The sequence below is a fragment of the Streptomyces sp. CA-181903 genome (genome assembly GCF_050937075.1).
Lineage (GTDB): Bacteria > Actinomycetota > Actinomycetes > Streptomycetales > Streptomycetaceae > Streptomyces.
Map to the genome: position 1 here is coordinate 6,622,090 of NZ_JBNJLY010000001.1, position 15,295 is coordinate 6,637,384.

The following is a 15,295-nucleotide window of genomic DNA, read 5'->3' on the forward strand; positions in this document are numbered from 1 at the left end:
TCTCACGGCCGAGGACGCCCCGTCGCCGAGGACGAGAGCTCAGGGCGGGACGAGAACACGTGATGAACCGGCCCGGAACCAAGGCCAAGGCCAGCCCCGCCATCGACGGCGGTGACGCCGACTGGCCCCGGCAGAAGGCGGCGCTGCTGCGCGACTCGGTCGGGGTCGGAGTGGCCGTCGGGGCCCTGGGCCTCTCCTTCGGCGCCCTCGCCGTGCTGGCCGGCTTCAGCGTCGCCCAGAGCTGTGTGCTGTCCCTGCTGATGTTCTCCGGGGCGTCGCAGTTCGCCGTCATCGGCGTCCTGGGCGCCGGGGGCAGCCCCTTCGCCGGCGCCGCCACCGCCGGGCTCCTCGGCGTCCGCAACAGCCTGTACGGACTGGCGCTCTCCCGGGTGCTCCGGGTCCGCGGGGCGCGCCGGGCGCTCGCCGCCCATCTGGTGCTCGACGAGAGTTCGGGCATGGCCATGGGGCGGCCGACCGAGCGCGCGTCCCGGCTGGCGTTCTGGGCCACCGGCACGGCGGTCTTCGTCTTCTGGAATGCGGCCACGTTCGCCGGGGCCGTCGGGGCGGAGGCGCTGCCCGACCCGGCCGCCCTGGGGCTGGACGTGGCCTCGCCCGCGGCCTTCACCGCCCTCTTGATGCCCCGGCTGCGGGGGCCGCGGCTGTGGGTGCTGGCCGGGGCGGCCGCCGTGACGGCGCTCGCGACGACCCTCGTCCTGCCCGCCGGGGTGCCCGTGCTGGTCGCGGGCTTCGTCGCGTGTTCGGCCGGTCTGCTGACGCGCCGCCGGCGCGGCGGCGGGGACGTTCCCGGGGACGCGGGCGACGACGCGGTCCGGCACGCGGCGCAGGAGCGGAGCGGGACGCCCGAGAAGGTCGAGGCGGCCGGGACGGTCGAGACCGTCGAGGCGGTCAAGGCGGTCGGGGAACGGGACGCGGAACGGGACGTGGAACGCGGGACGGCCCGGAAGCGGGACGCGGAGAGGCACGGGGACACCTGATGTGGACGGCGATCATCCTGGGCACGGCCAGCGTGTACCTGCTCAAACTCGCCGGGCTCTGCGTGCCGGCCTCGCTGCTGGAGAAGCGGCAGGTCCAAACGGTGTCCGCGCTGCTCCCCGTCGCCCTGCTCGCCGCGCTGGTCGCGGTCCAGACCTTCACCACCGGCCACCGGCTGGTCCTGGACGCCCGGGCCCTCGGCTTCGGCGTGGCCCTGGTCGCCGCCCTGCTGCGGGCGCCCTTCCTGCTGGTGGTCGCGCTGGGCGCGGCGAGCGCGGCCCTGGCCCGCCTGTGGTGGTGAGCGGGCGGCCCGCGCGGCGTAACCAAGCCGGGGTGCCCCTCGGTATGCAGCACACGCGATCCACCGCACGCACTGAGGAGAGGAGAGGGGGGCGGGCCCGGCCGGGCTCCGCGCCCAACCGCTGATGGGAATCGGACATCACGGCCGTACACACCGCCTGGACTGGGAAGACCCCACGCTCCGGGAATGGGACTGCACCGTCCTCTGGTCGGATCCCGCCGACCCGGAGGCCGGCATCGTCCTCGACCGCTCCGCGTTCTACCCCGGGGGAGGGGGCCAGCCACCGGACCACGGGATCCTGATCTGGCTGGGCGTCCGGACGCGCATCGTCGGGACGCGCAAGGGCGACGAACACTATCTGCTGCCCGCTCCGGGTGACCCGGTGCCGCCCGCGGGCACCAAGGTCAGCGGCGCGATCGACGACGCGCGCAGGTCCGCGCTGATGCGCACCCACTCCGGGCTGCACGTGCTGTGCGGGACGGTCTTCCGGGACTTCGGGGCCCTGGTGACGGGCGGCAACATGGAGCCGGGGGAGGCCCGTATGGACTTCAACCTCCCCGAGGTGCCGCCCGGTTTCAAACAGAGCCTGGAGGACGCGGTCAACGCCGAGATCGAGGCCGACCGCCGGATCGTCGTGCGGATCCTGCCCAAGGAGGAGGCCCAGTCGATCCCGGACCTCGTCCGCACCCAGTTCAAGGCCCCGCCGGACCTGCCCGAAGTCCGGGTGGTCGACGTGGTCGGTCTGGATGTGCAGGCCGACGGCGGCACCCATGTGGCCTCCACCCGACAGGTCGGCCGGGTGACCGTCACCAAGGTGGAGAGCAAGGGCCGGCAGAACCGCAGGGTAAGGATCCGGCTCGATTCCTGACGGTGGCGAGGGTTTTCGGGCCTGGGGGCCCCGGCGGCCCGGCGCGGCATCACGCGAGCGGTGGGCCGCGATCGCCCCCGGTTCGCCCGGCCGTGTCGCGGCCGTCGGCTACGACCGCGAGAGGCCCGACCGGTCCTTGAGTACCGTGGTGGCTGCTGCTTGAGCCGATGCGCCCAGCGACGCATCTACCGAGAGGCCGACGCCATGCCCACCGCCAGGTTCTTCTTCGACGCCGGATCAGGGGTGGCCCTGTGGGCGGCCTCGGAGGACCAGGGGGAGTGGGGGTACGCGATCGAGGTGGACCGGCTGCCGGTCAGCCGCGACCTCCGCGACGTCCTGAACGGGCTGATAGCCCGCTACGACACGTCGTTGAATTGGAACTACCCTCCGGATCCCGGGCCGTGGCGCGAAGCGGAGTGCCAGGACTTCAACGAGGCTGTGAGCCGGGCGCTTGACCGGCTCCGCGCCGAACTGGGCCCGGAGTGGCGCGTCTTCGACGAGTTCTACCCACTTCACGAGGACCCGGACCTCGACCGCTACCTGGCCGACCCGGCCGGATTCGTCCGCGCCTGACGTCGCCGGACGCGTTCGTCACCCGCTGCGCCGCCGGCGTCGTACGCCGGCGGCCCCGGTGTCAGGCGGCGGCCGGCGTCACGCACCGCGCCCCGAAGCAGCGTCCCTCGCCCGCCTGCCCGTCCACCCCCGCCCGTTCGCCCGCCCGGTGGCCGCTTCCCGACCCCTCGGTGCGCCCATCCGGTCGTCCGTGGTTGGCAGGCATCCCGCGGGTGCGCATACTCGTAGGGCCCTGCCCGACGGCGCGACCGGTGACCCGTAGGCGGCCCGTCCGTCGGCACCTTCGGTGGAGAGGGAGTCGGTCGGCGTGACGGAGGAGACGCTCCTCGTCCTGGGCTGCACCGCCCTGACGCCTTGGGCCCGCGACCAGTTGCGGCGGCTGTGCGAGCAGGCCCGGCGTCGCGGGCTCGCCCTGATCGGCGCCGACACGCCGGGCAACCTGCGGACGGCAGCGCCGGACGAGCTTGCCCGCTATGACACGGTGCTGCCGCTGGAGGTCCACGACGCCGACGCCTGCCGGGCCTGGGCAGCCGGCCGGCCCGCCGTGTCCGCGGTGGTCACGATCCGGGAACTGTCCGTCCTCCCCGCCGCGGTGATCGCCCGGGAGCTGGGCGTGGCGGGCAACGATCCCGAGGCCGTGCGCCGGGTCCGCAACAAGGACCTGTGCCGGGAGCGGCTGCGCGCGGCGGGCTTCGCCCAGCCCCGTACCGCGCTCTGCGCGGACCGCGCCGACGCCGAGCGGTTCCTGCGGGCGAACCCTCCCGGCCCGTGGATCGTCAAGCCGCGCGACGGCCTGGCCGGCATCGGCGTGTCCCGGATCGACCGGCCGGAGCAACTGCCGGAGGCGATGCGGAAGTTCGGGGCGCCGCCGGCGGCCATGGGGGCGCTGCCCGTGGCCGCCGGCTTCCTCGTCGAGACGTTCGTCGAGGGGGCCGAGTACTCCGCCGAGGGCGTCCTCGTCGGCGGCGTCCCCCGCGTCCTCGCCCTCACCCGCAAGGGGACGGGGGAGGGGTTCGTGGAAACCAGTCAGCGGGTGCCCGCGGGGCTGGACGCGGCGACGGCCGGGGAGGCGGCCGACGCGGTGGCCCGCGCGCTCACGGCCGCCGGAGTCACCCGGGGATCTTCCACGTCGAGTTCTGGGTGACCCCGGACGGCGTCGTCCTGGGCGAGCTGCACGACCGCGGCGGCGGCGACTACATCCACGCGCTGGTCGAACACACCCGCCCCGGGCTGGAGTTGTACGGCACCCTCCTCGACGACCTGCTCGGCCGCGCCCCGGCGCCCATACCCGCCGCGTCGGGCGCGGCCCGCGCCGAGTTCCCGCTCGCGCCGCCCGGACGGCTGCGCGCCGTCCACGGCTGGGACGAGGTCCGCCGGCACCCGGCCGTGCTGGCGGCCCACCTCCACGTCGCGCCCGGCGATGTCGTCGGGCCCGCCCGGGACTCGTACTCCCGGCCCGCGGTCTTCGTCGCCGCCGCCCCGGACGCGGACGCCCTCGACGCCCTGGTGGCCGGGCTGGCGGCGCGCATCACCTTCGACACCGAGCCAGGCGGCACCGCCGTGTGAGAGGCACCGCCGTGTGAGAGGCAGTGATGGACCCTCTGCTGAGCAACCTGCTCTACGACCACCCGGAGCTGTACGAGGAGATGTACCCGGGGACGGAGAAGGACATCCCCCGGTTCTGCGCACGGCTGTTCGCCGCGCACGCCCCCGGCGGCATCAGGACGCTGCTCGACGCCGGCTGCGGCACCGGCCGGCACGTCGAGTTCTTCACCGAGGCGGGGGTGGACTGCGTCGGCTTCGACTGCCAGGAAGGCATGCTCGCCTTCGCCCGCGAGCGCCGGCCCGGCCCCGACTACCGCGTCGGCGACATGCGGAGCCTGCGCCTGGGCCGCACCTTCGACGCCGTCACCTGCTTCGGGTGGGCGCTGTCCAACCTGCACGCCAACGCGGACGTGTCCGGCGCGGTGGAGACCTTCGCCGTCCACTGCCGGCCCGGCGCCCTGCTGTTCATCCATGTGCCCAACCCGCTCGCCGACCCCGAGGACGCCGCGTTCCAGCGCCACTTCACCCTCGCCGCGCCCTCGTTCACCGCCACCGCCGAGGCCACGTACACCCTCGACCGCCGTCGGCAGCTCCTCACCCGCAGGCGGCTGTGGCGCGTCCCCGGGCGGGCGCCGCTGACGGACCACGTGCGCTTCCGGCTGCTGTATCCGATGGAGTTGGAGCACCACCTGTCCGAGCACGGGTTCCGGGTGCTCGGCATGTACGACGACACGGATGCCCCGGGGGCCGTGGGCGCCTCGGACCCCACGGACACCTCCGGTGCCGTAGAGGCTGCGGAGACCGGGGAGACCGCGGAGGTTCCGGGCGCCCCGGACGGCGATCTGTCCGGGCCCGCCCTGTACGTCCTGGCCCGCTTCACGGGCGCCTGATGCCCGCCCACGACCGGAAGCCGTCCTTCTCCCGCCCGCCCTCAACCGGAAGCCATCCTTCTCCCGTCCGCCCCGACTGCCGCATCGGTTTTCGGGGAATCCGGTGTCGGCGAACCACACGGCCTTGACGGATCAGGGGGGTACTGCGCTTTCAAGGGTTCCGGGAGGCGCGTTCGAGTGAACTTGGGGCGCGCGTGACGGAAGTTTTGCGCCCTTGCGCCCCCTGCGGGTCAGTGATCCCCGCCCGTGACCGTGGCACACGCCGGTATGAATTGTTGACGTGCCCCGAGCAAGTCGCACAACGGGGGAAACGGGAAGGGTGGGACGGGATCCGTGATTCGAGTTCTCCTGGTGCACGACACGTCGCTGCTGCGCACCGCCCTCATGGAACTGATCGGAAGAGAGCCGGAGTTCGAGGTGCATGCCGCGCCGTGGCGCCGGGCGGTCCTCACCGCGCGGACGGTGCGGCCGCGCGTCTGCGTCGTCGACATGGACAGCCCCCACGCGGCCGGACCGGGCCTGCGCGAGCTGTCCGGCGGATGCGCCGAGGGGAGCGCGCGCCCCGCCCTGCTGGCGCTGGCCACCGCGGAGCGGCCGGGGCCGCTGCGCCGGGCGTACGAGGAGGGCGCCTTGGGGTACCTGAGCAAAAACGCTTCACCGGACCGGCTGGTCGAGGGCATCCGGCACGTCGCCAAAGGCGAACGCTACATCGACGAGTCCCTCGGCTTCGGCTTCCTGGAGGCGTCCGAGATCCCGCTCACCCGCCGTGAGCTGACCGTCCTCTCACTCGCCGCCGAGGGCGCCGGTGTCGGGGAGATCGCCCGCAGCCTGCACCTGTCGCACGGCACCGTGCGCAACTACATGTGCGCCATCACCCGGAAGACCGGCGCGCGCAACCGGGTCGATGCCATAAGAGTCGCCCAGGGGGCCGGCTGGGTCTGACGGGCCCCCGGCCGCCGCCTCCGCCATCAGGCCGCGGTACAGCGGGGACGCGCGGAGCAGCTCCGCGTGGTCCCCGCACACCGTGTGCGGCCCGTCCATCACCAGCACCCGGTCCGCGCGGAGCGCCGACGCGGCCCGGTGGGCGACGACGACCAGGGTGCCGCCCGGCCGCCGGGCGAACGCGTCCTCGGCGCGGGCCTCGGCGGCCGGGTCCAGGTGGCAGGTCGCCTCGTCCAGCAGCGCCAGGGGCGCCGGCGACAGGTACGCCCGCGCGAGCGCGATCCACTGCCGCTCGCCCGCGGAGAGCCCGGCGGGCGCCACGACCGCCCCCAACCCGCCCAGCCGCTCGGCCAGTCCGGCCATGCCGACGGCTCGGACCGCCGCCCACAGCTCGTCCTCGGGCACCGGATCCGGCCGGAAATAGCCGAGGTTCTCGGCCAAAGTCCCCGAGAACACATACGCCTCCTGCGGAATCAGCACCCGCCCGGCCCGCGCCGCCGCGTCCCGCGCGGGCAGCCCCCCGACGGTGACCTCACCGCGGACGGGCACCAGCAGCCCGGCCGCCAGCCCGGTCAGCGTCGACTTTCCGATCCCGCTCGGCCCCACGACGGCGAGCCGGGCCCCCGGCGGGACGCTCAGGTCCAGCGCGTGGACGACGGGGGCGGCGTGGGGGCCGTAGGCGAAGGTGACGCCGCGCAGTTCGAGGGCGGGGGAGGCGGTGGCGGACGGCGTCCGGGGCGCGGGTCGGGCGGGGCGGTCGGGCGGGTGCGGCGCGTCCGGCGCCGGCGCGGGCGGCGTGGCCGCCGTGGTGCCGTCGGCCCGCGGGAGGCGGGCCGGGGTGCGCTGGGCCGTCTCCGCCTCCGCCGTCAGCCTCCCTGCCGGCGGCCGTTCCACGACGCCGTCCCCCGCATCCGCCCCCGTCCCCGCCGTCAACCGCCGTATGACCACCGCGAGTCGCGCCCCGCTCGCGCCCAGGCCGTGCACGAGTTCCTGGACCGCCGGGAGGAGGGACTGCGTCACATAGGCCAGCGCGCCGACGAAGGCGCCGGGGGTGGTGCCGTGGTCCAGGAGCCAGGGGGCCAGGACCAGGAGCAGGATCACCGGGAGGCGGCCCGCGAGGGTCAGGGCGGCGACGCGGACGAGGGACCAGCGGGCCAGGGCGCGGGCCGCGTCGCGTTCGGCGTCGACGAGGGCGCCGGTCGCGGCGGCGACGCGCCGCTCCGCGCCGCCCGCCGTGATGTCGCGCAGCCCGCGCGCCACTTCGTCGAGGGAGCGTGCGAGTGCCTCGTCCGCCACCAGCACGGCTTCCTGGCGGCGGGCCAGAACCCGTAGCGTCACCAGGAACAGCAGCAGCCCCAGCAGCAGCGGCGGCACCACGGCCAGTAGCAGGGCGGGCGCCAGGGCGCACAGCCCGGCCAGTGCGCCGCCGGCCGTGAAGACGAAGGAGCGGGAGACCATCACGAGCCCCGCGAACGTGTCGCGGGCGATCTCCACCTGGTGGGTGAGGCGGGAGACCGCCGCGCCGTCGCCGTCCACGAGGGCCCGGCCGACCACCCGCCGGACGAGGCCGTCGCGCAGCGGTTCCACCAGGTCGGCGGTGGCGCGGTAGGTGCGCCCGGTGCCGTACGCGCCGGCGAGGACGGCGAGCGCGGCCAGGCCGAGCCAGCCGAGGCCGGTGGCCGCCCGGCCGGCGAGGAACCCCCGGTCCAGGGCCCGGGCCAGCGCGTAGCCCAGGGCGAAGGTGTGCCCCGCCTCCAGCACCGACCAGCCGGCGAGCCGGGCCAGGGCGCCCCGCCGGGCGGCGAGGAACCGCAGTCCCTGCCGGGCGGTCGACGGCGTACGGCCGGGCTCAGGCACCGAACACCGCCCGGTACTCGGGCAGCCGCCACAGCTCCGTATGCGGCCCGGCGGCCCGCACCCGGCCGTCGTCGAGCCAGACGACGCGGTCCGCGCGGGCGGCCGTCGACGCGCGGTGGGCGACGATCAGCCGGGTGCGGGCGGCGACGTCGTGCAGCAGCGCACGGCCGACCTCGCGTTCGGTGGGGGAGTCCAGGCTGGACGTGGCGTCGTCGAGCACGAGGACGCGCTCCGCGTGGGCGAACGCCCGAGCCAGGCCAAGGCGTTGGGCCTCGCCGCCGGACAGGGGCGCCGCCGCGCACGGCGTCGCGTACCCCTCCGGCAGCCGGCGGACGAAGCCGTCCGCGCAGGCCGCGCGCGCGGCGGCGGTCACCGCCGGGTGCCCCGGGTCGGCCGCGCCGAAGGCGATCGTGCCGCCGATCGTGCCGCCGAGGAGGGCGGGCCGTTCGAAGGCGTAGCCGACGGAGTGCCGCAGCGCGTCGTGGCTCAGCTCCGGCAACGGGACGCCGTCCAGCGCGACCGTTCCCGCGTCCGGGTCGGCGAGCCGCCCGGCGAGCGCGGCCAGCACCGACTTGCCGGTGCCGGACCGGCCGACGACGGCCACCGAGGTGCCGCCCGGAACGGTGAGGTCGACGTCGCGCAGGACGGTCCGGCCGCCGCGTACGGCGGTGACGCCGCGCAGTTCGAGGGTGCCGTCGCCGGGCGGCGCCGGCCGGGTCCCGTACGCCGGGGCGGGGACGGCGAGCACTTCGGCCAGCCGGCCTGCGGCGGCCCGGGCGCGTACCAGACCGCTCAACTGCCCGACCAGCATGCCCACTCCGGTGGCCAGCACCGCGTACCGGGAGGCGGCCAGGACGTCGCCGACGCTGATCCGCCCCTGGGACAGCCGCAGGCCGGCGACGGCGAGGACGGCGATCTGGAGCAGCGGTACGAGGGTGACGGCGCGCGCGGCGGCCCGGCCCTGGACGCGCCAGACCCGGTGCCCCTGCCGCGACAGGCCGCTCAACGGCCGCAGGATCCGGGCGCGTTCGCGGTCGGCCGTGCCCGCGGCGGCGATGGTCCTCGCTCCGGTCAGCGCCTCGGCCAGCCGCCCCGCGATGTCGCCCTGGAGCCGTTGGTAGCGGGCGGCGCAGTCGGTGGAGGCGCGGGCGAACGCGCGGAGGAGGAGGACGAGCAGGGGCGCGCCCGCGAGGAACGCGACGGCGAGCCAGGGGTCGATGAGGGCGAGCGCGACGACGCCGCCCAGCGGGCCGGCCACCGACGCGACGGTGGCGGCGAGGGTGCCCGGCGCGGCGCCGGCGTCCGCCGTGTTCCCGACGAGGCGGGTGACCAGGTCGCCGGGCGGGGCGTCGGCGGTGGCGCGCGGGCCGGCGGCCAGCATGTGCCGGAGCAGTCGGTGGCGCAGCCAGGCGGTGGAGCGGGCGGTGGTGGTGCCGGTGAGGAGGTCGGCTACGGCGTCGAGGGCGGCGGGGACCGCGAGCAGTGCGGCGCACAGTGCCACCCAGCGGGTGGCTGCGCCGTCGCGGGCCAGCAGGAGGTCCACGGCGTGGCCGAGGGTCGCGGGGAGGAGGAGGGCTGTGCCGGCCGAGGTGAGGCTGAGTGCGGTCAGGGCGGTGGCTCGGGTCGCGCTGTGGCGTGTGGTGGTCAGGAGGAGTCGGTCGCCGGGCGTCATGGGGTCACCGCCTTGGGGTCGAGGTGGGGTGGGTGTGCCCCGGCCCCGCCCTTTCACCGTTTCCTGGGGCTGCGCCCCGGACCCCCTTTTCGCGGCTTCGCCGCTTGTCCTCAAACGCCGGACGGGCTGGTTTTCCAGCCCGTTGGGGGTGCCCCCTCTGGGGGAGTTTGAGGACAACCGCGCGGAGCGCGGTTTCGGGGTGCGGGGGCTTGCCCCCGCAAGAAACGGTGAAAGGGCGGGGCCGGGGCAATCCCACCGCTTACGGCCGGACCCCGGCCGGCCCCCGCGGGGGAGAGCCGGCCAGGGCCTCAAACCAGACGTCGCGTCACAGACAGAGGAGCACGCTCGCGGTGCTGACGCAGGAGAGCAGGCTCGCGGTGCTCGCGCCGCCGCCGCCGTGCAGCTCGTCGGACTCCAGGCTCTGCAGGTCGAGAAGCGCCATGATGGTTTCCTTTCTCGGGGACTGTCGGTGCTGTGCTACGGCCCCGCCGAACGGCGGTGCCGGGTTCAGGGGCCCGCGAGTGGCGCGGGCGGGAGGGGCGGGAGGAACGGCAGGCGGGCCGGGCGGTCGCCGGCCGCGGCGGCCAGGGCCAGCAGGCAGCCGGCCGTTCCGGTGGCGAGGTCCATGGAGAGCCGCATCATCTGGTGGCCGGGGAAGGCGAGTTCGCCCCGGTAGCCCATGGCGTACCAGTCGAGGGCGTCGACCTGCGCGGCCAGCTGCCCCGGGGTGGCGCCGGGGGCGGTGGTGCGGGCGAGGTGCAGGACCATGCCCGCGCGGCCCTGGAACAGGCCCGGCTGGGCGTAGAAGCGGGCCCGGGCCGCGGCCAGGATGCCGTCGCGGGCGGCGGACAGGGCCGGATCGGGTTCCCCGCCGGCCGCCGCGAGGAAGTCGTCGAGGACCATTCCGATGCCCACGCTGCCCTCTCCCACGTACGGCATGGTCCGCCAGCCCTCGTCGACCTCCAGCGTCCCGTTGCCGGTGGTGACGCAGCGGGCCAGGTCCGCGCGGAGTGCCCGGCCGGCCAGCTCCAGCAGGTCGGGGGCGCCCGTCCGGTCGTACAGCCGGAGGAAGAGGAGGGCGGATCCGGTCGCGCCGCGCAGCAGCCCGGCGCGGCGGCCGGACGCCGGTCCGGCGGGGTCACCGGACCCTCCGGAGCCGTCGGAGTCGGCGGCCAGGCGGTCGGCGAGGATCTGGGCGGCCCGCAGGGCGTGGTCGCGCAGGGTGGAGTCGCCGGTGGAGCCGGCGAGGTGGTCGAGGAGGAGCCCGAGGCCGGACAGGCCGCCGTTCAGATCGGCCGAGAGCTGTGGCCAGTTCTCGCGCAGGATCGCCTCGGTGAGGTCGAGGGCGCGTCCGGTGTGGCCGAGCCGGTCGAGGACGAACGCGGCTCCGGCGACGCCGTCGTAGAGGCCGAGCGGGGTGCCGGGCGGCAGCGGGTCGGTGTGGTCGAGCAGCCACTGCTCGCCCGCCTCGTAGCGGGGCGCGCCCGCTTCCTCCAGGGCGTACAGCACTCCGGCCGCGCCGTGCGCCAGGCCGAGCCCGCCGCCGTCGCCGAACTGGGCGATGTCGCCCGGGAAGAGGCGGTCGTCGCGTTCGGGCGTGGCGGAGGCGAGGAGGGCGCGGACCATGGAGTCGCGGCTCGCCGGCCAGTCGCCGGGCCGGGGCGGCCGGGCGGCCGGGCGCGTCCCGGGGCCGGACCCGGGTACGGTCCCCGCCTCGCGGGTGATCTCGGCGACCGCCTCGTCCAGGAACTCCCGGGGGACGCCCGGGAATTGCGCGGCGATCACCTCGGCGAGGTGCGCGGCGTGCTCCCGGTCGATGACGAAGAGGGTGGTGATCGGCAGGAACAGGGCCAGCCGCAGACAGGCCAGCGCGTACCGGTCCACGTCCCGGCCCCGGCGGTCCGGCGGGGCGAAGAAGCCGGGGTGGGCGACGACCTGCCGGCCGTGCTCGCTCGCCGGTGCGGCGGCCTCGAAGTCGATGAGGGTGACCGACCGTTCGTCGGGCGCCACCATGATGTTGAACATGTGCAGGTCGTTGAAGACCAGCCCGCGCGAATGGAGCGCCTCGACGGCCTCCTCCACCGCCCGGTGGATCCGCAGCGCCCACGCGGTGTACGCGGCGACGGCGGCCGGGTCGGGCTCGGCGGCGAGCAGCGGATGGCGTTCGGCGAAGAAGGAGTTGAGCGGTCTGCCCTCGACGAAGTCCATCACCAGGAAGCTGTGCTCGCCGAGCGTGAACCAGTCGCGCAGCCCGGGCGCGGCGTCGAGTCCCGCGAGGCGTTCCAGCGCGTCGCGTTCGCGCTCCAGCCGGGCGACGGCGTCCGCCCCGTCGTTGGCGAGCCCGGCGTGCGGCCGGCCCTCCTTGAGGACGACCTTCCGCCCGTCGCGGGTGTCGGTGCCGCGGTAGACGCCGCCGCCGTTGGAGAAGTGCAGCGCCTTCTCGATGCGGTAGGGCAGGTCGGCCACCGTGGTCGCGTTGCGGGCCGCCAGGTGCGGTTCGAGGAACGCGGGGAGGGTCACCCAGGACGGCACCCGGAACGCCGGGTCCCGCGGGTCAGGGACGAGCCGGCCGGTGCCGTCCTCGATCGCCGGGACGAGCGTGCCGCGCTCGTCGACGCAGAAGCGGCGGGCGAAGGCGCCGTACCGGACGTAGAGCGGGCCCGCGTTCCAGCGGAGGTCGGTGAGGATGTACGGTCCGGGCCGGCCGCCGAGGAGCGCGTCCAGTTCCTCCAGCGTCGTGCGCAACTGCTCCTCGTCCGCCGGGTAGACGGTGACGAACTTGCCGCTGTGGTCGCGGCCCGCGTACTTGGTGTTGCGCAGGTGCAGCAGGTGCGGCCCGGGCACGAACTTGAACGGGATGCCCCGGGGTACGCAGTAGTCCCAGACGTCGGCCGCCGTCTTGTCCGCCGTGCCGGCGGTCGAGGAGACGTGGATCTTCCAGCCCTGGAGCGGCTGCCCGGGGAGCGGCCCGCCGTCCGGGCCCGCCGGGAAGAGGTTCAGCCAGTCGCCGCTGCGGGCGGTGGCCCAGCCGTCCGGCACCGGCCGCCGGGCGGTCTCGAACAGCCCGTCCTCCGTGCTGGTGCCGGCGAGGGTGGGCAGACGGTCCGGGGTCTCGTAGAAGTGCCGGTCGGCCAGGCTGTAGACCTCGTACCGCTTGTCCATGCGATCCCCCTCGGCACCTCGGCTGCGATGCGTCGAGATTTCCACGCCGGGGGGAGCGGGACCAGTCACACGTGTCACCAACGGGCCGTGCGAAACGCATGGTGGAGGATGTCATTCCAGGGGTCCGCCCCCGGGGGACACCCGGGGTTCACTCCAGGGCCACCGTCACGGTCTTGGGCCGCTGGTACTCGGCGAGCGCCAGCACGCTCAGATCGGTGCCCTGACCGGACTGCCGCCGCCCGCCGTGCGGGAGTTCGGCCGTCTGCTCCAGGTGGCAGTTGACCCACACCTCGCCCGCGTCCAGCGCGCCCGCCAGCCGCAGGACGGCGGGCACGGCCGAGCCCCACACGCTCGCGGCGAGCGCGTGCGGCATGCCGTTTGCGGCCCGGACCAGCGCCTCCTCCGCCTCCGCGTCCGGTACGGCCTGGACGGTGAGCACCGGACCGAACACCTCCTCGCACACGGCCGGATCGTCGTCCGGCAGGTCCGCGAGGAGCGTCGCCGGCCGCCAGTAGCCGTCCCGCTCGTCCTCGGCGGGCGCGACGGGCGCCACGTGCCGGACGCCGGCCCGGCTCGCCGCCAGCAGCCCGTCGAACCGCTTGAGCTGCTCGGGGTTGTTCAGCGGCCCGAAGTCCGCTCCCGCCCGCCGGGCGGCCAGCACGCCGGCCAGCCCGGTCACCGTCCGCTCGTAGCACGAGCGCGGGGTGAGCACCCGGGCCGGGGCGGCGCAGGACTGGCCCGCGTTGTACACACAGGCGGCGGCGAGCCGCTCCCAGGTGTACTCGGGGGCGTCCGGCAGCACCAACGCCGGGCAGTTTCCGCCCAGTTCGAGGCTCACCCGGCGCACCCCCGCGCGGGCCGCCACGTCCAGCCCGCCCGCCCGGCTGCCGGTGAACGCGACGGCGTCGACGCCCTCGTGGCCCACGAGCCGCCGGCCGGTCTCCCGGCCGCCGGGCAGCGCGGTCAGTACGCCGGGGCCCAGCTCCTCGTGCGCGTGCCGGGCGGCCAGCACGGCGCTGTCCGGCGTCGTCTCCGCCGGCTTGACGACGACCGTGTTGCCCGCCGCCAGTGCCGGGGCGAACCGCCAGACCGCCATCAGCAGCGGGTAGTTCCACGGCACCACCGCCGCGACCACGCCCAGCGGCTCCCAGCGGACCCAGCTCTCCCTGCCCGGCAGCCGGTGGCCTCCGGACGGGGCGAGGTCCGTGCGGGCCGCGCCGGCGTAGAAGCGGATGAGGTCGGCGCACTGCGCCACTTCGGCGGCGGCGTCGGCGAACGGCTTGCCGGTGCCCGCTCGTTCGGCCGCCGCGTACTCGCCGGCCGTGTCCTCCAGCGTGGCCGCGAAGCGCAGGAGGCGGCGGGCTCGCTCGCGGGCCGTCAGGCCGGACCAGGCGGGGAGGGCTCGGCGGGCAGCGGCCACGGCGGTGTCGGGGGACTCGGCCGTGCCCGGGCCGCCGGACGCGGCCGGGTGGGGGCGGGGGTGGCCGGTGCGGGGGTCGGTGAGCACTCGGGTCTCCTTGTCTGTGCGGGCCGGGGCTGCCGCAGGGACCGTTGGAGTTGCCCCCGGCCCGCCCTTTCACCGTTTCTGCGGGGGCTGCGCCCCCGCACCCCCGAAACCGCGCTCCGCGCGGTTGTCCTCAGACGCCGGACGGGCTGACGGGCGCTGCCCTCAAACGCCGGACGGGCCGGCGGGACACCCCGCCACGATCGCGTCGGTGATCGCCGTCCACAGGTCGGCCCGCGCGTGCAGTGCCGAACGCACCGCTTCCGCGCACCGCTTCCACTTCCCGGCGTCGTCCCCGCACACGTCCACGAGCATGTGCATCGCCATCGGCGTGTGTTCGTCCGCGTCGACCTCGATGTGCCGCTCCAGGTAGTCCCGGAACAGGGCCAGCCGGCCGTCCGCGTCCTCGATGCGTACCACCTGCTCGAACATCTCCGGGATGAGGTCCTCGCGGCCGAACGCGAAGACCGCCGCCTGGCAGTGCACGGGAGCCGTCTCCAGCACCGTCCAGGTGGCCTCGACGAACCGAGCCGACGGCTCCGGCACCCGGGCCGTGCGCAGTGCCTCGGACACGGGCGTGCCGGACCGCAGCTCCCGGACGAACGCGTCGACGGGCCCGGTGTCCGCCCCCACGTCGTCCATCGCGGCCCGGTAGAGCTCGAAGTGGCTGATGAAACCGTCGTCGTAGGCGTCGCTCTCCTCCACGAGCGTGATCTCGTTGACGAGCCGACGGCTGGCCACCGGGCCGCGCGGCACCCAGGGCACCTCCACACAGGTCAACTGCCGTTGCAGACTGGTGAGGAGGGACATGAAGTCCCAGACGGCGAACACGTGGTGCTCCATGAAAATCCGCGCCGCCTCCGGGGTGGTGACGCTGTGGTACATCGGGTGGGTGAGGACGCCCTTGCGGGCGGGTTCGATCTCCGCCCTGAGCGCGGTCAGTCCCGGGTGGGTGACCTGGGTGTGGTAACGAGAGGTGGCCATGACG

The 15,295-nt window shown here is 75.4% G+C and carries 13 protein-coding genes and 1 pseudogene; 8 read left to right on the forward strand and 6 right to left on the reverse strand.

Going from position 1 to position 15,295, the window contains the following annotated elements; all coding sequences use genetic code 11:
- Window positions 1-62: 62 nt before the first annotated feature.
- From ACQEVS_RS29420 to ACQEVS_RS29455, 8 genes and pseudogenes are all read left to right on the forward strand, one after another.
- Window positions 63-995 carry an AzlC family ABC transporter permease gene (locus ACQEVS_RS29420; RefSeq protein WP_433025469.1) on the forward strand — a complete coding sequence of 311 codons (933 nt, stop codon included), beginning with the start codon at window positions 63-65 and terminating at the stop codon, window positions 993-995.
- Window positions 995-1,294: an AzlD domain-containing protein gene (locus ACQEVS_RS29425; RefSeq protein ID WP_433025472.1), complete on the forward strand. Its 300-nt coding sequence runs from the start codon at window positions 995-997 to the stop codon at window positions 1,292-1,294. Before ACQEVS_RS29420 ends, ACQEVS_RS29425 begins: the two co-directional genes overlap by 1 nt.
- Before the next feature lie 124 nt (window positions 1,295-1,418).
- Window positions 1,419-2,162 (forward strand): alanyl-tRNA editing protein, encoded by a 744-nt coding sequence (locus tag ACQEVS_RS29430; RefSeq protein ID WP_433025475.1) that lies wholly within the window; start codon window positions 1,419-1,421, stop codon window positions 2,160-2,162.
- Window positions 2,163-2,366: 204 nt separating this feature from the next.
- Window positions 2,367-2,735: a hypothetical protein gene (locus ACQEVS_RS29435; RefSeq protein ID WP_433025478.1), complete on the forward strand. Its 369-nt coding sequence runs from the start codon at window positions 2,367-2,369 to the stop codon at window positions 2,733-2,735.
- Window positions 2,736-3,042: 307 nt separating this feature from the next.
- A complete protein-coding gene (locus tag ACQEVS_RS29440; protein WP_433025481.1) occupies window positions 3,043-3,879 on the forward strand; it encodes an ATP-grasp domain-containing protein in 837 nt (278 codons plus the stop codon).
- Window positions 3,876-4,301, forward strand: a complete 426-nt coding sequence (locus ACQEVS_RS29445) for a hypothetical protein (RefSeq protein ID WP_433025484.1) — start codon at window positions 3,876-3,878, stop codon at window positions 4,299-4,301. Before ACQEVS_RS29440 ends, ACQEVS_RS29445 begins: the two co-directional genes overlap by 4 nt.
- A 26-nt stretch (window positions 4,302-4,327) precedes the next feature.
- Window positions 4,328-5,170 (forward strand): class I SAM-dependent methyltransferase, encoded by an 843-nt coding sequence (locus tag ACQEVS_RS29450; protein ID WP_433025487.1) that lies wholly within the window; start codon window positions 4,328-4,330, stop codon window positions 5,168-5,170.
- A 489-nt stretch (window positions 5,171-5,659) separates the two neighbouring features.
- Window positions 5,660-6,031 (forward strand): annotated as a pseudogene (locus ACQEVS_RS29455) (LuxR C-terminal-related transcriptional regulator); the annotation flags it as partial.
- Here ACQEVS_RS29455 and ACQEVS_RS29460 read toward each other — a convergent pair.
- The 6 genes from ACQEVS_RS29460 to ACQEVS_RS29485 form a co-directional block, all read right to left on the reverse strand.
- Window positions 5,954-7,969 carry an ATP-binding cassette domain-containing protein gene (locus ACQEVS_RS29460; RefSeq protein WP_433025490.1) on the reverse strand — a complete coding sequence of 672 codons (2,016 nt, stop codon included), beginning with the start codon at window positions 7,967-7,969 and terminating at the stop codon, window positions 5,954-5,956. The pseudogene ACQEVS_RS29455 and the gene ACQEVS_RS29460 overlap by 78 nt on opposite strands.
- On the reverse strand, window positions 7,962-9,641 hold the full coding sequence (locus ACQEVS_RS29465; protein WP_433025493.1) for an ABC transporter ATP-binding protein: 1,680 nt from the start codon (window positions 9,639-9,641) through the stop codon (window positions 7,962-7,964). Before ACQEVS_RS29465 ends, ACQEVS_RS29460 begins: the two co-directional genes overlap by 8 nt.
- A gap of 325 nt (window positions 9,642-9,966) precedes the next feature.
- Window positions 9,967-10,083 (reverse strand): SapB/AmfS family lanthipeptide, encoded by a 117-nt coding sequence (locus ACQEVS_RS29470; protein WP_433025496.1) that lies wholly within the window; start codon window positions 10,081-10,083, stop codon window positions 9,967-9,969.
- 65 nt (window positions 10,084-10,148) lie between these two features.
- Window positions 10,149-12,803, reverse strand: a complete 2,655-nt coding sequence (gene lanKC, locus ACQEVS_RS29475; protein WP_433025499.1) for a class III lanthionine synthetase LanKC — start codon at window positions 12,801-12,803, stop codon at window positions 10,149-10,151.
- 148 nt (window positions 12,804-12,951) lie between these two features.
- A complete protein-coding gene (locus ACQEVS_RS29480) occupies window positions 12,952-14,310 on the reverse strand; it encodes an aldehyde dehydrogenase family protein (protein WP_433025502.1) in 1,359 nt (452 codons plus the stop codon).
- Between the two features lie 162 nt (window positions 14,311-14,472).
- Complete coding sequence (locus ACQEVS_RS29485; RefSeq protein WP_433025505.1) at window positions 14,473-15,291, reverse strand: DUF3050 domain-containing protein; 819 nt, start codon at window positions 15,289-15,291, stop codon at window positions 14,473-14,475.
- Between the last annotated feature and the right edge of the window lie 4 nt (window positions 15,292-15,295).